Origin of the sequence: Lactobacillus sp. 23-2, assembly GCF_044902225.1 — a bacterium.
In the GTDB taxonomy this organism is placed as follows: Bacteria; Bacillota; Bacilli; order Lactobacillales; family Lactobacillaceae; genus Lactobacillus; species Lactobacillus absianus.
On sequence record NZ_JAOQBX010000016.1, the window covers coordinates 1 to 13,231 of the forward strand.

Consider the following 13,231-nt stretch of genomic DNA (forward strand, 5'->3'; position numbering starts at 1 on the left):
ACAAGGACGGCAAGGTGGTCAAGACCAAGAAGGTTGAAGAAGGCACGACCTTCACTGGCAAGACAACCAAGGACGAATTCACTGGCAAGACCACGACTACTTGGGATCAAAAAGACCACAAGTACACTGCAGTAACGACTCCAGTGGAGCCAGGCTACACTGCCGACAAGAAGAGCGTGGGCGGCGAGACCGTAACTCCGGATGATCCAAACCGCAGCTACGAAGTTGTCTACACTCCAAACGGCAGCGTCGTTCCGGTAGATCCAGACGGCAACCCAATTCCAGGGACCAACCCAGTTCCTTATGAAACTGATCCAAATGACCCAACCAAGGTCGTGGACGTCAAGATTCCAGAAGTTCCAAGCTGGACTCCAAAGAACGGCAAGCCAGGCGACCCTGTAACTCCGAAGGATCCAACCAAGGACACTGAGGTTCCATACGATCACACCATAACTCCTGGTGAGACTACGACAACTGGCAAGCAGACCGTAACCTACGTCTACAAGGACAAGGACGGCAAGGTGGTCAAGACCAAGAAGGTTGAAGAAGGCACGACCTTCACTGGCAAGACAACCAAGGACGAAGTCACTGGCAAGACCACGACTACTTGGGATCAGAAGAATCATACCTACAATCCTGAAAATACCCCAGTAGTCCCAGGCTACACTGCCGACAAGAAGAGCGTGGGCGGCGAGACCGTAACTCCAGCTGATCCAAACCGCAGCTACACCGTTGTCTACACTCCAAACGGCAGCGTCGTTCCGGTAGATTCAAACGGCAACCCAATTCCAGGGACCAACCCAGTTCCTTATGAAACTGATCCAAATGACCCAACCAAGGTCGTGGACGTCAAGGTTCCAGAAGTTCCAAGCTGGACTCCAAAGAACGGCAAGCCAGGCGACCCGGTAGTTCCAACGGATCCGTCTAAGGACACTGCGGTTCCATACGATCACACCACAACCCCTGGTGAGACTACGACACCTGGCAAGGTGGAAAGTCTTCCAGCAAATCCTGCAAAGTCTGCAAAGGCGCCGGCCGAAAAGCTGGTCAAGACTCTTGTCAAGGCACCTAAGGCTGTCAAGACCGCTGAACCGGCCAAGACGATCAGCATCAAGGAGTCTGCGCAAGCTCAAGACCAGCTGCCGCAAACCGGTGAAGACAATTCCAAGGCCGCCTTTGGCTTAGGACTTGCTTCCATCCTTGGCGGGATCGGCATCCTGGGTGCTTTCAAGCGCAAGAAGAAGGAAAACTAAATAAACCCGAAAAAGGCAGATGATCTCAAGAATTGAGGGCATCCGCCTTTTTTGCTGCCTGCTTATTGGTTTTGTGATACATTAGTGCATGATAAGAATGTCAGTACGCACCCAATAGCGCGGTATCTGCCGACCTCTGTTCAATAGTCATATACTGTTCTTAACAATTGAATATGGAGGAACACGATATTATGACTGAACATCCAATCGTACAGCTCGAGTTGCCAAAGGACAGAATCAGACCTAAGAGTAGGCCTGGAAAGAACCGGCTTGTTCTTAACCTGAAGTCCAATGGGGGTGAGCTGTCATTTTACAGTGATGCCATTAATAGCTTATGCTCGAAGTCGTAGACAGGTTCTTGAGCCATGATTAATCTGGCAGAACTGGGTCGCGTGTTCATTGTTTGCGGCAAGACCGACATGCATTGAGGGATCGATTCGCTTGCTTACATAGTTAAGAAGAGCTTCCATCTCGATCCCTTCTCTGGGTGCGTCTTTCTCTTCTGTGGCAGTCGTAAGGACCGCTTCAAGGCACTTTATTGGGATGGCTAGGGCTTCTGGCTGCTCTATAAACGCTTAGAGAACGGAAGCACGCTTGGCCAAACAATGAAGACGAAGTGCGAGAGCTGTCCGATGAGCAAGTCATGCGCTTGATGCAGGGCTTTACCATTGATCCAAAAACACAAGAGCTCGTGAATGTATTGATTTCACGAGCTTTTCTGGTATTTTTATGCCTATGAATCAAGGAGGGACAACAACCATGACCGACAAAGACACTTCAGCTTTAATCGAAACGCTCAAAGCAACTAACGAAGAGTTGCTCAAGCAGGTTGCCCTTCTTACTGAACAGGTTGAGTATTTGACCAGGAAGCTTTATGGAAAGTCCTCCGAAAAGAACGTTGTCAATACTAACTAGCTGAGTCTCTTTGACGAAGACAAGGCTGACGGTGAAGATGACGAGGACTTGCCCTCGCATTACCGAAACTATTACTTATAAGAGGCGCAAGCAGGTCGGCAGAAAGCAGGACATTTTAGCTTCTCTTCCAGGCGAGCAGGTTCATTACCGATTGGATGACTTTACCTGCCCGGACTGCCGCCACGAGCTGAAAGAGATCGGCGTCTTCTGCGCTAGACAAGAGCTGCTGTACGTTCCAGCCAAGATTAAGAGAATCGATCACATTCACCACTCTTACAAGTGCCAGCACTGCAGTGATGAAGCACCGGCTGACAAGATTATCAGGGCTCCAGTGCCCAAGGCACCGTTAACCAACAGTCTTGGCTCAGCTTCTTTGATCTCAAATACGATCTATCAGAAGCACGTTCTCAAGGTTCCTGCCTACCGACAAGAAAAGGACTTGCGGCGCATGGGCCTTCCGCTTGATCACAAGACGGTTTCCAATTGGCATATCAAAGTCTGTGAGTACTACCTTTCCAGCCTTTACGAGCGCTTGAGACAAGAGCAGCTAAAGCTGGAGGTCATTCACGCAGATGAGACGCCGTACCGAGTTCTAGACAGCGAAAGAGCCAAAGACTATGCCTGGACTTTCTTGTCAGGCAATCATGCCAAGACGCCGATTGTTCTATATCACCACGAGTCACGAAAAGACACCGAAGCATGGGATTTCCTCACAGGCTTTAGCGGATCCCTTCATTGTGATCAATATCCTGGCTATCTGCGATTAAGCCAACAAGATGTGACTCTTGTTGGCTGTATGGCTCATGCAAGGCGGAAGTTCTGTGACTCCTTGCCTAAAGACAAGGCCAGAGAGTCCGACGCGACTTCAGTTGCCAGACAAGGTATCCACTACTGTGATCAAATGTTTAGCCTTGAGCGCTCCTGGAAGGAGCTTTCAGCTAAAGAAAGATACGAGAAGCGACAGTCTGAGTTAAAGCCTCTGCGCCAGATCATTGGCACGTTTTTCACCAATACCAGATAAGCTCTTTAAGAAGTCGATGATATTGGCTTCTTTTGTTTCTAGTACGATATCAGGGTGCGGGAATCTGAGAACAATACTCCAGTAGTTTTTTCCTCTCGGATTAGCCATTAGGTGCTCAATCTCTGGGAAAGTGAGCTGAATGGCTTTGTGCAGTCTATTTTTGTTGGTTATCAGATCGTGCGAAGCCTGCTCGTAGATGCGGTTGTTGGCCATCAATTCTTGATATTCTTCGCTTTGAACATAGGTCAGCCGTTGCGGGTGCTCAGACTGCAGCTTGGCAAGGTACATTGCATCAAGCTTATCGGTCTTGTTCTGGTGCAGGTCATCCTTTGTCTTTCTTTTGGCTTCTAGTCTAGAAATGTTTTGTGGTAATTCATATTCTACCAGAAGGTTGAAATGGATTTTTTGTGCTCTGATTCAGTAAAAACGATTTTTTCACTGGATCGGAACGGTGTTCAATTTGATTCTTTGATTGCTGGTTGTGTTGACGTAAATGGCAATGTCGTTTGCTAAACATGCGATGCTCCTTCTCGCGGCTGATTAGATTTCTAGGAAAAGAAAAATCGCCCTCAAGGAAATAATTCCCTTGAAGACGATTGTGTCGTGGTCCCACTTCAAATTCATCAGCTTCCTCACGAAAGCTGACCTTACACTGCCGCTAACTACTCTCCGCTTGCCTGGCAAGACTGGAAACAGTCAGGGCAGCCGTGGCAACGCTCGCTAGCGGGTCAGCCTACTTGATTTCAGCGGACCGGTTCTTAGATGTGTTTCACTAAAAGCCGGCTGCCCATTTTCACCATCCGGGCTCTCTTTCAGTCGCCAATTTAGCTACTCTTCTAATCAAAACCTTTGTAGATCTAACTTATTTTTTTATTAAAGCAGTCTTAAAATGTTCCTTGGCATTTGTCAACATTTTTTTGAAAAAATTTTTTCGCTTATTTCGCAGAAAGGGGGCTGCTTGCTGGATAGGCTTGCAGCTTCTGGTTCAGTTTCTTGTAGATCCGGTCAACGAACCAGGGCTCGCTTGACTTCTCCAGGGCTTCCTCCAAGCCAAACCAGGCTACGGCCTTATTTTCGTCTTCTTTAGGCCGGATAGCTTGACGATCGTCGGCTTCCAAGAGATAGGTGACATTCAGGTGCAGGTGGGAAGGAACGTATTTTCCGTGCTTTTCATGGCCATCAACGGTCAAAATCTCGACTGAATAGATCTGATTTGTGACGGGACGCGCCACAACGCCGCTTTCTTCCGTGACTTCCTTCAAGGCCACGCGCAGCAAGTCATGGTCGCCGTCAGCATGTCCGCCCAGCCAGGCCCAGGAATCGTAGATCCGGTGATAGGCCATTAGCGTCTTGTCGCGTGCGGGATTGACCACCCAGGCCGAAGCCGTGAAGTGCTCGGCTAAATTTGACCGCAGAAACAGCTCTTCCCCAGTTTCCAGGCGGTAGATCATTTCTTTGACGTCGGCTGCTTCTTGCTCGTTATATGGCTGATATTCGCGCAAGTCTTCGATCAGACTCATCTTTATCCACTCTTTCTTGAAAAAATCCTCTTTTTTTAGATTTTACCACGGCCGGCTGTGATATTTGCGCCAACAAGGCGGATTGTCTGTTAAAATGAAGAGTGATGATTGCAGGCAAGGAAAAACTTTTAAAAGAAAGCAGGAAAGTCTAGTGAAAGTTTTTAACACTTTAACGCGCCAAAAAGAAGAATTTAAGCCGCTGGTCCCGGGCCAAATCAGCATGTACGTCTGTGGTCCGACGGTCTACAACTACATCCACATCGGCAATGCCAGAAGCGCCATCGCTTTTGACACTATCCGCCGCTACTTTGAATACAAGGGCTACCAGGTCAAGTACGTTTCCAACTTTACTGACGTTGACGACAAGATGATCAACGAAGCCCGCGCTGAAGGCACTACGGTGCCGGAGTTGGCTGAGCGCTACATCAAGGCCTTCCTGGAAGACACTACGGCCTTGAACATTGAGCCGGCAACCCTGCACCCGCGGGCAACCCACGAAATCCCGGCCATCATTGACTTTATCCAGACCCTGATCGACAAGGGCTACGCTTATGAAGCAGACGGGGACGTCTACTACCGGGCCAAGAAGTTCAAGAACTACGGGCAGCTGAGCGATCAAAACATCGACCAGTTGGAAGAAGGGGCCTCAAAGCACGTCAATGACGAAGAACAGGACCGCAAGGAAGACCCGATCGACTTTGCCCTCTGGAAGGGGCAAAAGGAGCCTGACGAGATTGCCTGGGACTCTCCTTGGGGCAAGGGGCGGCCAGGCTGGCACATCGAATGCTCCGTCATGTCCACCAAGTACCTGGGTGACACCCTGGACATCCACGGGGGCGGGCAGGACCTGGAATTCCCGCACCATGAAAACGAGATCGCCCAAAGCGAGGCCAAGACGGGCCACAAGTTCGTCAACTACTGGCTGCACAACGGCTTTGTCACGGTCGGCAAGGATGAGGAGAAGATGTCCAAGTCCCTGCACAACTTCGTGACGGTCCACGACATCTTGCAAAAGGTGGACCCCCAGGTGCTGCGCTTCTTCATGGCCAGCGTGCAATACCGCAGCCAGATCAACTATTCAGAAGAGAACCTGGCCCAAGCCGCCAATATCCTGAACCGCTTCAAGAACACCCTGTCCTCAATCGGCTACCGGCTTGCTGACGACACTGAATCCTTGGCTGACGCTGACCTGCAGCTGCTGGTTGAAGAGACCAAGACCAAGTTTGACGGGGCCATGGATGACGACTTCAACGTTCAAAACGCGCTGACGGCGATCTATGAAGCCCTGTCAGCCGTGAACTCAAATGCCAACGCGCCAAAGGCTGACAAGGAAGCCCTTAAGGCCTTCAAGGACAATTTGACTGCCTGGCTTGGGGTGTTTGGCATTGACGCTGACCAGCTTTTGGCTCAAGAAGCCGGTGATGACGACGCCAAGATTGAAGCCCTGATCGCTGAGCGCAGCGAAGCCAGAAAGAACAAGGACTGGGCTAAGAGTGACGAAATCCGTGACCAATTGCAGGCGATGGGGATCGCCATCAAGGATACCCCGCAAGGAACAAGGTGGAGCCGTGAATAAAGCAAAGAAGCTGACTGAAAGCAAGATCAACCCAGATACCCTGAGCGGGCAGACCCTGGCCTATCTCGGCGACGGGATCTATGAGGCGGCCATCCGCCGGCACCTGATCAAGGGCGGGATGCTCAAGCCGCAGAACCTGCAAAGAGCCGCGACCTATTACGTGTCAGCTAAGGCCCAGGCAGCTTTGGTAGCCAAGATGCAGGACGACGGCGTCTTGAATGAGGCCGAATTGACGGCCTTTCGCCGGGGCAGAAATGCCAAGACCCACACCAAGGCCAAGCACACCAGCCTGCATACCTATGAAATGTCCACGGGCTTTGAAGCCATTATCGGCTACTTGGACCTGGCCGGGCAGGGGGCGCGGGTCGCGGAGCTGATTGCCTGGTGCATCGATGAAGTTGAAAATGGAGGAACTGATGAGTATGTCTTCAAGTAACGAAGATTTTGTCTTTGGCCGGCATGCCGGAATCGACTTTTTGAAAACGCAGGAAGCGGAGAAGATCAACAAGGTCTTCTTGGCGGAAGGGGTTCAAGAAGACTTTGCCAGAGAAGTCTACCGCTATGCCAAAAAGAAGCGCCTGATCGTTCAGCGCGTGCCTAAGTCCAAATTGGACGCCCTGGTCCAGGGCGGAAACCACCAAGGCCTGGTCTTGGCGGTCGCTTCGTTCGCGTACGCTGACTTTGACCAGCTCCTGGACCAGCTGGACCAGCAGGAAGAAGCCCCGCTGCTCTTGCTTTTGGACAACATTGAAGACCCCCACAACCTGGGCAGCATCCTCCGGAGTGCGGATGCCACCGGCGTTTCCGGCGTCATCATCCCCAAGCGCCGGGCCAGCGGGCTGACCAGCGTCGTGGCCAAGACCTCAACCGGGGCCATTGACCACGTGCCAGTTGCCCGGGTGGGCAACCTGGTGCAGACGGTGCAGGCCCTCAAGGAACGCGGCTACTGGATCTTTGGGACGGCCATGGCCGGCGAGGACTACCGCCGCTGGAACGCCAGCGGCAAGACGGTCTTGGTCATCGGCAACGAAGGCAAGGGGATTTCCTCGCTGCTGCTCAAGCAGATGGACCAGACCCTGACCATCCCGATGATCGGCCACGTCCAGTCCCTGAACGCGTCCGTGGCGACTGGGGTCCTGCTCTACCAAGCCTTTAACAGCCGTCATCCCCTGTAAGGCAAATCATTTACAAGCCGTTTTTAAGAGTTAGAACAAACTCCGGTTCGATTTAAGAAGACAAACAAGCCCTTTATGCTGATTTTAAAATTCAGTAGAAAGGGCTTTTATAATGGAAAAAGGAGAAGAGCTGAAACTGATCGCCCGCGTCCGCAAGGGCGACAGCCAGGCATTAAAGAAACTGTTTGCGAATTACCAGCCATTGGTGGACAACTGCCGGCGGCAGTTTTACCTGACGGACTATGACGCCTGCGACTGGAAGCAGGAGGCCTTGATCGTCTGCTATGAAGCCGCGCTGCTATATGATCCTGCCCGCTGCCGGCCTTTTGGCGCTCTCTTCAAGATCCGCCTCCGCCACCGCTTTATCAACCTCTGCCGGAATGCCCAGGCCTTGAAAAGACGCTCGCAGCGCGGCTTGCAGCCCCTGTGCGATGAGGACGCCGAAGAAGAGTCCAACATCTACTACCAAGAGGTCATTCCAGTCTGGTTTACGGCTGAGGAAGCCTTGAGCCAGTTGTCCAAGCTGGAATTGCAGGCTTTCCTGGTCTTATTGGGCGTCAAGGAGAAAAGCGAGGTCTGTGCCAGCTGCCAGGTGGCTGAAAAGGGCCTCAACCGGGCCAAGTACCGGGCAATCCAGAAAATTCGGGAAAATTTTACGAGTAAAAAATAACGCATTCATGGAGAAAGTGATTATAATAAGAGGTGTAGGATGAATTTATTTAGGAGGTAATCAAAATGTCAGAAATTATGAAGACTGCTTTGCTGGACCGTTCAATGAAAGAAGTATTCGACTGGAGCGACGCTGACACCCCTGTTAGAGACGCTCTTTGGGACTACTTCATGGAATCAAATGGCCACGACACGGACAAGACCGAGCAAGCCATGCTTCCATTCCTGAACGACAGCGATGACAAGATTATTTCATTTGTCAACGAACACCTTAAGAAATAGTTATAGTTTGAAGATTAATTTTTGAGATTATCTAACTACATTTTTGACCTACATCCAGACTCGCTTGCATTCCCGTCAGGGATTGGGAGGGGTCACAAAAAGCACTTGCATCCGCAAGTGCTTTTTGTTTGCTGTTTTGCTTGAAAAGGACTAGTCCAGCAGCTCCCGGGCGTCGGCCACGATTTGGTCCACATTCAGGTGGTTGTCTTCGAGAATCTTGGCAAAGGACATGTCAGTGTCGATGTACATCCGGCTTAAGCCAAAGGACTTGACCAAGATCGGCTTGTCAGCCAGGTAGGAAGCGATCTTTTGCCCAAAGCCGCCGTCCAGGGTATTGTCTTCCAGGGTGAGGATCAGGTCGTAGTCTTTGGCGAGCTGGTTCAGGCAGTCCGTATCCAGGATGTTGGCGGAAATTGGGTTGAAGAGGGAAGCCCCAAGCTCTTCGGCTGCCTTGATCCCCTTTTCCAGAGTGGCGCCTAAGGCCAGGATGGCAGTCTTTTCGCCGTGCTTGACTTCCTGGTACTTGATCTTGTCATAGTTTTCCAGGGTGTTTTCCGGGTCTCCTTCAGGGACGCTGCCGCCAGGAAGCTTGATGGCAACTGGGCCTTGCTTTTGCTCAATGGCCCAGTTGAGCATGGCCCTGACTTCAGCTAAGCTGCTTGGCGCCAGGTAGGTCCAGTTTGGCAGGTTGGAGAGCATGACCTGGTCAAAGTAGCCCACGTGGGTCTTGGAGTTGGGGTTAATCGTCCCGCCCGCGACGACCATGACGACTGGCAGATTGTTGGCGGCCACGTCGTGGGAGAGCTGGTCAAAGGCTCTTTGCAGGAAGGTTGAGTTCTCAAACAGGACTGGCGTTGCTCCTTCTTTGGCAAAACCGGCCGCGAAGCCCACGGATTCCTGCTCAGCAATGCCGACGTCAACGTAGTGGGCTGGGTAGTTGACCTTCATGTCGTCCAAGCCAAAGACGCCTGGAATGGCGGCATTGATGGCCATGATGTGCTTGTTGCCTTGGTCAATGGCTTCTTCAACCGTCTTGACGGCAACGCTGGCTGGGGATGGCTTGGAAGCAGGAGCCTTGCTTGAGTCGTCCTTTAAGTTGAAAGGCATTACCCAGTGGTGGCCTTCTTCATCGTCAATGGCCGGCTGGTAGCCCTTGCCCTTTAAGGTATTGATGTGCAAAAGGATCGGGTGGTCCACGTCCTTGACGCCCTTAAAGGCTTCAATCATGGCTTCCAGATCGTTGCCATCAGCAACGTAGCGGTAGTCAAAGCCCATGGCCGTGAAGGGGTTGGCCGCGGCTTGCCCGTTGCTGTCGCGCAGGGCCTTCAAGGCTACGGTCAAGCCGCCGACGTTCTTGTCGATGGACCACTGGTTGTCGTTGACTACGACGACCAGGTTGTGGGGCTCAATGGCCGCGTTGTTCAAGCCTTCAAAGGCTACGCCCCCGGTCATGGAGCCGTCGCCGATTAAGGCCATGATGTTTTCCTTGCCGCCCATTAAATCGCGGGCCTTGGCCATCCCGGTCGCCAGGGAGATGGAGGTTGAGGTGTGGCCGACGGCAAAGTAGTCGTAAGGACTTTCTTCCGGGTTGCTGTATGGGGTCACGTCCCCGTAGCGGTCAGGGTCCAGCCAGGCATAAGCTCTGCCCGTCAGCATCTTGTGGGGGTAGGTCTGGTGGGAGACGTCCCAGACGATCTTGTCTTTAGGGGCGTTGAAGACGTAGTGGTAGGCGATCGTGGCTTCCACGATCCCCAGGTCTGGACCCAAGTGTCCGCCCGTGACTGAGTCCTTTTCAATGATCAAGGTGCGGATTTCTTCCGCCAGCCGCTGCATTTGCGCCAGGCTGAGCTGCTTGAGGTCGGCCGGTGACTTGATCTTGTTCAACAAATAATCAGGATGTTGATTCATTTTTTGCTCCTTAATTATGACTGCAATTTTTACTATTACAGGTTTATTATAGAAAAAGTCAGGGAAGTGGGAAAATGATCTGCTCGCTTGCCTGACTTTAGCATAGCGGACGCAGTCAGCATTTGCTAATAGCAATTATTCAGGGGATGAAATTCCAAAAATGCATAACGCCATGGCTGACAAAGGCGGAAAAAGGTGCTATCATGAAAAGTCATGTCGCCAAGGGGCGAATCAGCTTGAAAATAATGGCTTTTTTTGCTAAAATTAAACGAAGTTTGAAGGTGAAAACTATGGCAGTCAAGAAAGCAGCTTTGGCCTGCAGCGTCTGTGGGTCCCGCAACTACTCAATCACTGCGAACAAGAACCGCACGCAGCGCTTGGAACTGAACAAGTTCTGCAAGCACTGCGGCAAGAAGACTCTGCATAAGGAAACGAGGTAAGACAAGGATGATTAAGTTTTTCAAGAGCGTTGGTCATGAAATGAAGCTGGTCCACTGGCCAAGTGCCAAGGAAAACCGCCGTGACACGCTCAACGTTGTCGTGACTTCACTTCTTTACGCGATTTTCCTGGGCGCTTTGGACTGGGTCTTCGAAAAGTTGATTCAAATTGTGCTCTAATTGAGCAAGACTTATGTTATAATTTAGACATATTCAAGTGGAAAACCTCATCGCGAGGTTTTTTTGTTTGCCAAAATTAAAAGGAGATATATTTACTATGGTTGAAACTGCCAAGAAGCAATGGTACGTGCTGCACACTTACTCTGGTTTTGAAGACAAGGTCAAGTCTGACCTGTTGTCCCGGGCCCAGTCAATGGGGATGCAAGACTACATCTTCCGCGTGGTCGTTCCGCAAGAAGAAAAGCTGGAAGACGTGCACGGCAAGAAGCAAGAAGTCAGCGAAAAGGTCTTCCCAGGCTACGTCTTGGTTGAAATGGTCATGACTGACGAAAGCTGGTTCATTGTCCGGAACACTCCTAACGTTACTGGTTTCGTCGGCAGCCACGGCGGTGGCTCCAAGCCATCACCCCTGTACCCTGAAGAAGTAGAACGCATCCTGCACATGCAAGGCGAGCCAGCCAAGAAGGCAGACGTTCACTTTGAAGTCGGCGAAAACGTCAAGATCACTGAAGGTGCCTTCAACGGCATGGTCGGCAAGATCACTGACATCCAAGACGACAAGGACAAGCTGTACCTGTCAATCGACATGTTTGGCCACGCGACGACTGCCGAACTGGACTTTGACCAGGTTGAAAAGCTTGAAGACTAAGGAAGATGCAGAAATTCCAAGAATTTTTCCAAGAAAAGGGCAACCGGCGGAAAGTCTGGCTGGCCCTGGCCATCATCTGCTTTGCCATTGAGCCGCTCTTGATGAGGCAAAGCCAGACCGCGGGCTTTTACGGCGTTGGGGCCACGCTCTTGTTCAGCGGAGCCTTTATGGAGCTGTTTCCCTTCTTTAAGAAGAACTTTTTTACCAAGTTCCTGCTGGTGCTGATCCTGATGGTTATTTTTGCCTTGGACTACTTCTACGGGCTCGCCTTGAGCAAGTAGCAAAGTCCTGAAAATAGCCCTTGCCAAGCAAGGGATTACGTTGTACTATATTAGACGTACTTTATTATTGTGGGAGGGGAGTGTGGAAACTCTCCATTTTAACCGCATCACGGAATCAAGGAGGTATTGACCGTGGCAAAGAAAGTTATTAACGTTGTTAAATTGCAAATTCCAGCTGGCGCTGCAACTCCTGCACCTCCAGTAGGTCCTGCTTTGGGTCAAGCAGGGATCAACATTGTTGGCTTTACTAAGGACTTCAATGCTCGTACTGCTGACCAAAAGGGCATGATCATTCCTGTAGTTATTACCGTTTACGAAGACCGTTCATTCGACTTCATTACTAAGACTCCTCCAGCTCCAGTATTGCTTAAGCAAGCTGCCGGCTTGAAGAAGGCTTCAGGTGAACCTAACAAGAACAAGGTTGGTTCAGTAACCACTGCTCAAGTTAAGGAAATCGCCGAAACTAAGATGAAGGACCTTAACGCTGCCTCAATCGAAGCTGCTATGCGCATGGTTGAAGGTACTGCTAGAAGTATGGGTATCGAAGTAAAGGACTAATTTGTTAATTTAACTAAATTAGCAAGTCAGGTGGGAGAGCAAAGGAAAAAGCTCGTTTGACCACACATACAAGGAGGATTTTTCATGCCAAAGCATGGTAAGAAATATTTAGAAGCTGCTAAGAAAGTTGACAGCAGCAAGTTGTACTCAGTAGAAGACGCTATCAAGCTGGTTAAGGAAACTTCATACGCTAACTTTGATGCTTCAGTAGAAGTATCATACAACCTGAGCGTTGACCCTAAGCAAGCTGACCAACAAATCCGTGGCTCAATCGTTCTGCCAAACGGTACTGGTAAGTCAGTTAAGGTTATCGTCTTCGCAGAAGGCCCACAAGCTGACGCTGCTAAGGAAGCCGGTGCTGACGAAGTTGGTGCTGACGACTTGGTAGAAAAGGTTCAAAACGGCTACCTGGACTTCGACGTCGTTATCGCTACTCCAATGATGATGGCTAAGGTTGGTCGTTTGGGCCGTATCTTGGGGCCTAAGGGCTTGATGCCAAACCCTAAGACTGGTACTGTTACTATGGATACTGCCAAGGCTGTTAAGAACGTTAAGGCAGGTCAAGTAGAATACCGCGTTGACCGTCAAGCTGCTATCCACGCTGCTATCGGTAAGGTTTCATTCACTGAAGAACAACTTACTGAAAACTTCCGCGCTTTGCAAAACGCTATCCTGCGCGCAAAGCCAGCTGCTGCTAAGGGTCAATACATCAAGAGCTGCGCTGTTGCCGCAACCTTTGGCCCTGGTATCAAGCTTGACCCAGTTGCTTTGATGGGCTAATCTTCATACTAAAGTTTGAAATTAAA

The 13,231-nt window shown here is 50.7% G+C and carries 15 protein-coding genes, 4 pseudogenes and 1 other annotated feature; of the genes and pseudogenes, 16 read left to right on the forward strand and 3 right to left on the reverse strand.

The window, feature by feature from the left end; genetic code table 11:
- From OCH80_RS06745 to tnpC, 5 genes and pseudogenes are all read left to right on the forward strand, one after another.
- The coding region (locus OCH80_RS06745; RefSeq protein ID WP_404539219.1) for an LPXTG cell wall anchor domain-containing protein at positions 1-1,253 on the forward strand (1,253 nt) is incomplete at its 5' end.
- Positions 1,254-1,444: 191 nt separating this feature from the next.
- Positions 1,445-1,626: pseudogene (locus tag OCH80_RS06750) on the forward strand (hypothetical protein).
- 76 nt (positions 1,627-1,702) lie between these two features.
- Entirely contained in the window at positions 1,703-1,804 is a 102-nt protein-coding gene (gene tnpB / locus OCH80_RS06755) for an IS66 family insertion sequence element accessory protein TnpB (RefSeq protein WP_404539291.1), read from the forward strand.
- A 208-nt stretch (positions 1,805-2,012) separates the two neighbouring features.
- Positions 2,013-2,165, forward strand: a pseudogene (locus OCH80_RS06760) (transposase); the annotation flags it as partial.
- 40 nt (positions 2,166-2,205) lie between these two features.
- Positions 2,206-3,150, forward strand: a pseudogene (tnpC, locus tag OCH80_RS06765) (IS66 family transposase); the annotation flags it as partial.
- On the opposite strand, the pseudogene OCH80_RS06770 reads toward tnpC, so the two are convergent.
- Together OCH80_RS06770 and OCH80_RS06775 are read right to left on the reverse strand one after the other, a co-directional pair.
- Positions 3,142-3,540, reverse strand: a pseudogene (locus OCH80_RS06770) (transposase); the annotation flags it as partial. The pseudogenes tnpC and OCH80_RS06770 overlap by 9 nt on opposite strands.
- A gap of 234 nt (positions 3,541-3,774) precedes the next feature.
- Positions 3,775-4,042 (reverse strand) — a binding site (T-box leader).
- A gap of 82 nt (positions 4,043-4,124) precedes the next feature.
- On the reverse strand, positions 4,125-4,709 hold the full coding sequence (locus OCH80_RS06775) for an NUDIX hydrolase (RefSeq protein WP_404539221.1): 585 nt from the start codon (positions 4,707-4,709) through the stop codon (positions 4,125-4,127).
- 151 nt (positions 4,710-4,860) lie between these two features.
- Here OCH80_RS06775 and cysS point away from each other — a divergent pair, with 151 nt between their 5' ends.
- The 5 genes from cysS (at position 4,861) to OCH80_RS06800 (ending at position 8,411) form a co-directional block, all read left to right on the forward strand.
- Positions 4,861-6,285: a cysteine--tRNA ligase gene (gene cysS / locus OCH80_RS06780; RefSeq protein ID WP_404539224.1), complete on the forward strand. Its 1,425-nt coding sequence runs from the start codon at positions 4,861-4,863 to the stop codon at positions 6,283-6,285.
- A complete protein-coding gene (locus OCH80_RS06785) occupies positions 6,278-6,721 on the forward strand; it encodes a ribonuclease III domain-containing protein (RefSeq protein ID WP_326832019.1) in 444 nt (147 codons plus the stop codon). Before cysS ends, OCH80_RS06785 begins: the two co-directional genes overlap by 8 nt.
- Positions 6,708-7,460 carry a 23S rRNA (guanosine(2251)-2'-O)-methyltransferase RlmB gene (rlmB, locus tag OCH80_RS06790; RefSeq protein WP_404539227.1) on the forward strand — a complete coding sequence of 251 codons (753 nt, stop codon included), beginning with the start codon at positions 6,708-6,710 and terminating at the stop codon, positions 7,458-7,460. Before OCH80_RS06785 ends, rlmB begins: the two co-directional genes overlap by 14 nt.
- 112 nt (positions 7,461-7,572) lie before the next feature.
- Positions 7,573-8,130, forward strand: a complete 558-nt coding sequence (locus OCH80_RS06795) for a sigma-70 family RNA polymerase sigma factor (RefSeq protein ID WP_302187664.1) — start codon at positions 7,573-7,575, stop codon at positions 8,128-8,130.
- 65 nt (positions 8,131-8,195) lie between these two features.
- A complete protein-coding gene (locus tag OCH80_RS06800) occupies positions 8,196-8,411 on the forward strand; it encodes a hypothetical protein (protein WP_154549130.1) in 216 nt (71 codons plus the stop codon).
- A gap of 150 nt (positions 8,412-8,561) precedes the next feature.
- On the opposite strand, the gene OCH80_RS06805 is transcribed toward OCH80_RS06800, so the two are convergent.
- Positions 8,562-10,319, reverse strand: a complete 1,758-nt coding sequence (locus tag OCH80_RS06805) for a 1-deoxy-D-xylulose-5-phosphate synthase (RefSeq protein WP_404539232.1) — start codon at positions 10,317-10,319, stop codon at positions 8,562-8,564.
- 290 nt (positions 10,320-10,609) lie between these two features.
- Here OCH80_RS06805 and rpmG point away from each other — a divergent pair, with 290 nt between their 5' ends.
- The 6 genes from rpmG to rplA all read left to right on the forward strand — a co-directional run bounded on the left by rpmG (position 10,610) and on the right by rplA (position 13,205).
- Positions 10,610-10,759 carry a 50S ribosomal protein L33 gene (gene rpmG / locus OCH80_RS06810; RefSeq protein ID WP_154549132.1) on the forward strand — a complete coding sequence of 50 codons (150 nt, stop codon included), beginning with the start codon at positions 10,610-10,612 and terminating at the stop codon, positions 10,757-10,759.
- Positions 10,760-10,766: 7 nt separating this feature from the next.
- A complete protein-coding gene (secE, locus tag OCH80_RS06815) occupies positions 10,767-10,937 on the forward strand; it encodes a preprotein translocase subunit SecE (RefSeq protein WP_154549133.1) in 171 nt (56 codons plus the stop codon).
- Positions 10,938-11,034: 97 nt separating this feature from the next.
- Positions 11,035-11,586: a transcription termination/antitermination protein NusG gene (gene nusG, locus OCH80_RS06820; protein WP_154549134.1), complete on the forward strand. Its 552-nt coding sequence runs from the start codon at positions 11,035-11,037 to the stop codon at positions 11,584-11,586.
- Positions 11,587-11,591: 5 nt separating this feature from the next.
- On the forward strand, positions 11,592-11,867 hold the full coding sequence (locus OCH80_RS06825) for a hypothetical protein (protein WP_404539236.1): 276 nt from the start codon (positions 11,592-11,594) through the stop codon (positions 11,865-11,867).
- A 132-nt stretch (positions 11,868-11,999) separates the two neighbouring features.
- Positions 12,000-12,425 (forward strand): 50S ribosomal protein L11, encoded by a 426-nt coding sequence (rplK, locus tag OCH80_RS06830; RefSeq protein ID WP_206989309.1) that lies wholly within the window; start codon positions 12,000-12,002, stop codon positions 12,423-12,425.
- An 84-nt stretch (positions 12,426-12,509) separates the two neighbouring features.
- Positions 12,510-13,205, forward strand: a complete 696-nt coding sequence (gene rplA, locus OCH80_RS06835) for a 50S ribosomal protein L1 (RefSeq protein ID WP_154549137.1) — start codon at positions 12,510-12,512, stop codon at positions 13,203-13,205.
- Positions 13,206-13,231: the final 26 nt, after the last annotated feature.

Coding starts and splice junctions, on each gene's coding strand:
- rplA (WP_154549137.1), top strand. CDS start 12,510: ATGCCAAAGCATGGTAAGAAATATTTAGAAGCTGCTAAGAAAGTTGAC.
- OCH80_RS06800 (WP_154549130.1), top strand. CDS start 8,196: ATGTCAGAAATTATGAAGACTGCTTTGCTGGACCGTTCAATGAAAGAA.
- OCH80_RS06805 (WP_404539232.1), bottom strand. CDS start 10,319: ATGAATCAACATCCTGATTATTTGTTGAACAAGATCAAGTCACCGGCC.
- OCH80_RS06825 (WP_404539236.1), top strand. CDS start 11,592: ATGCAGAAATTCCAAGAATTTTTCCAAGAAAAGGGCAACCGGCGGAAA.
- secE (WP_154549133.1), top strand. CDS start 10,767: ATGATTAAGTTTTTCAAGAGCGTTGGTCATGAAATGAAGCTGGTCCAC.
- OCH80_RS06795 (WP_302187664.1), top strand. CDS start 7,573: ATGGAAAAAGGAGAAGAGCTGAAACTGATCGCCCGCGTCCGCAAGGGC.
- rlmB (WP_404539227.1), top strand. CDS start 6,708: ATGTCTTCAAGTAACGAAGATTTTGTCTTTGGCCGGCATGCCGGAATC.
- OCH80_RS06775 (WP_404539221.1), bottom strand. CDS start 4,709: ATGAGTCTGATCGAAGACTTGCGCGAATATCAGCCATATAACGAGCAA.
- nusG (WP_154549134.1), top strand. CDS start 11,035: ATGGTTGAAACTGCCAAGAAGCAATGGTACGTGCTGCACACTTACTCT.
- rpmG (WP_154549132.1), top strand. CDS start 10,610: ATGGCAGTCAAGAAAGCAGCTTTGGCCTGCAGCGTCTGTGGGTCCCGC.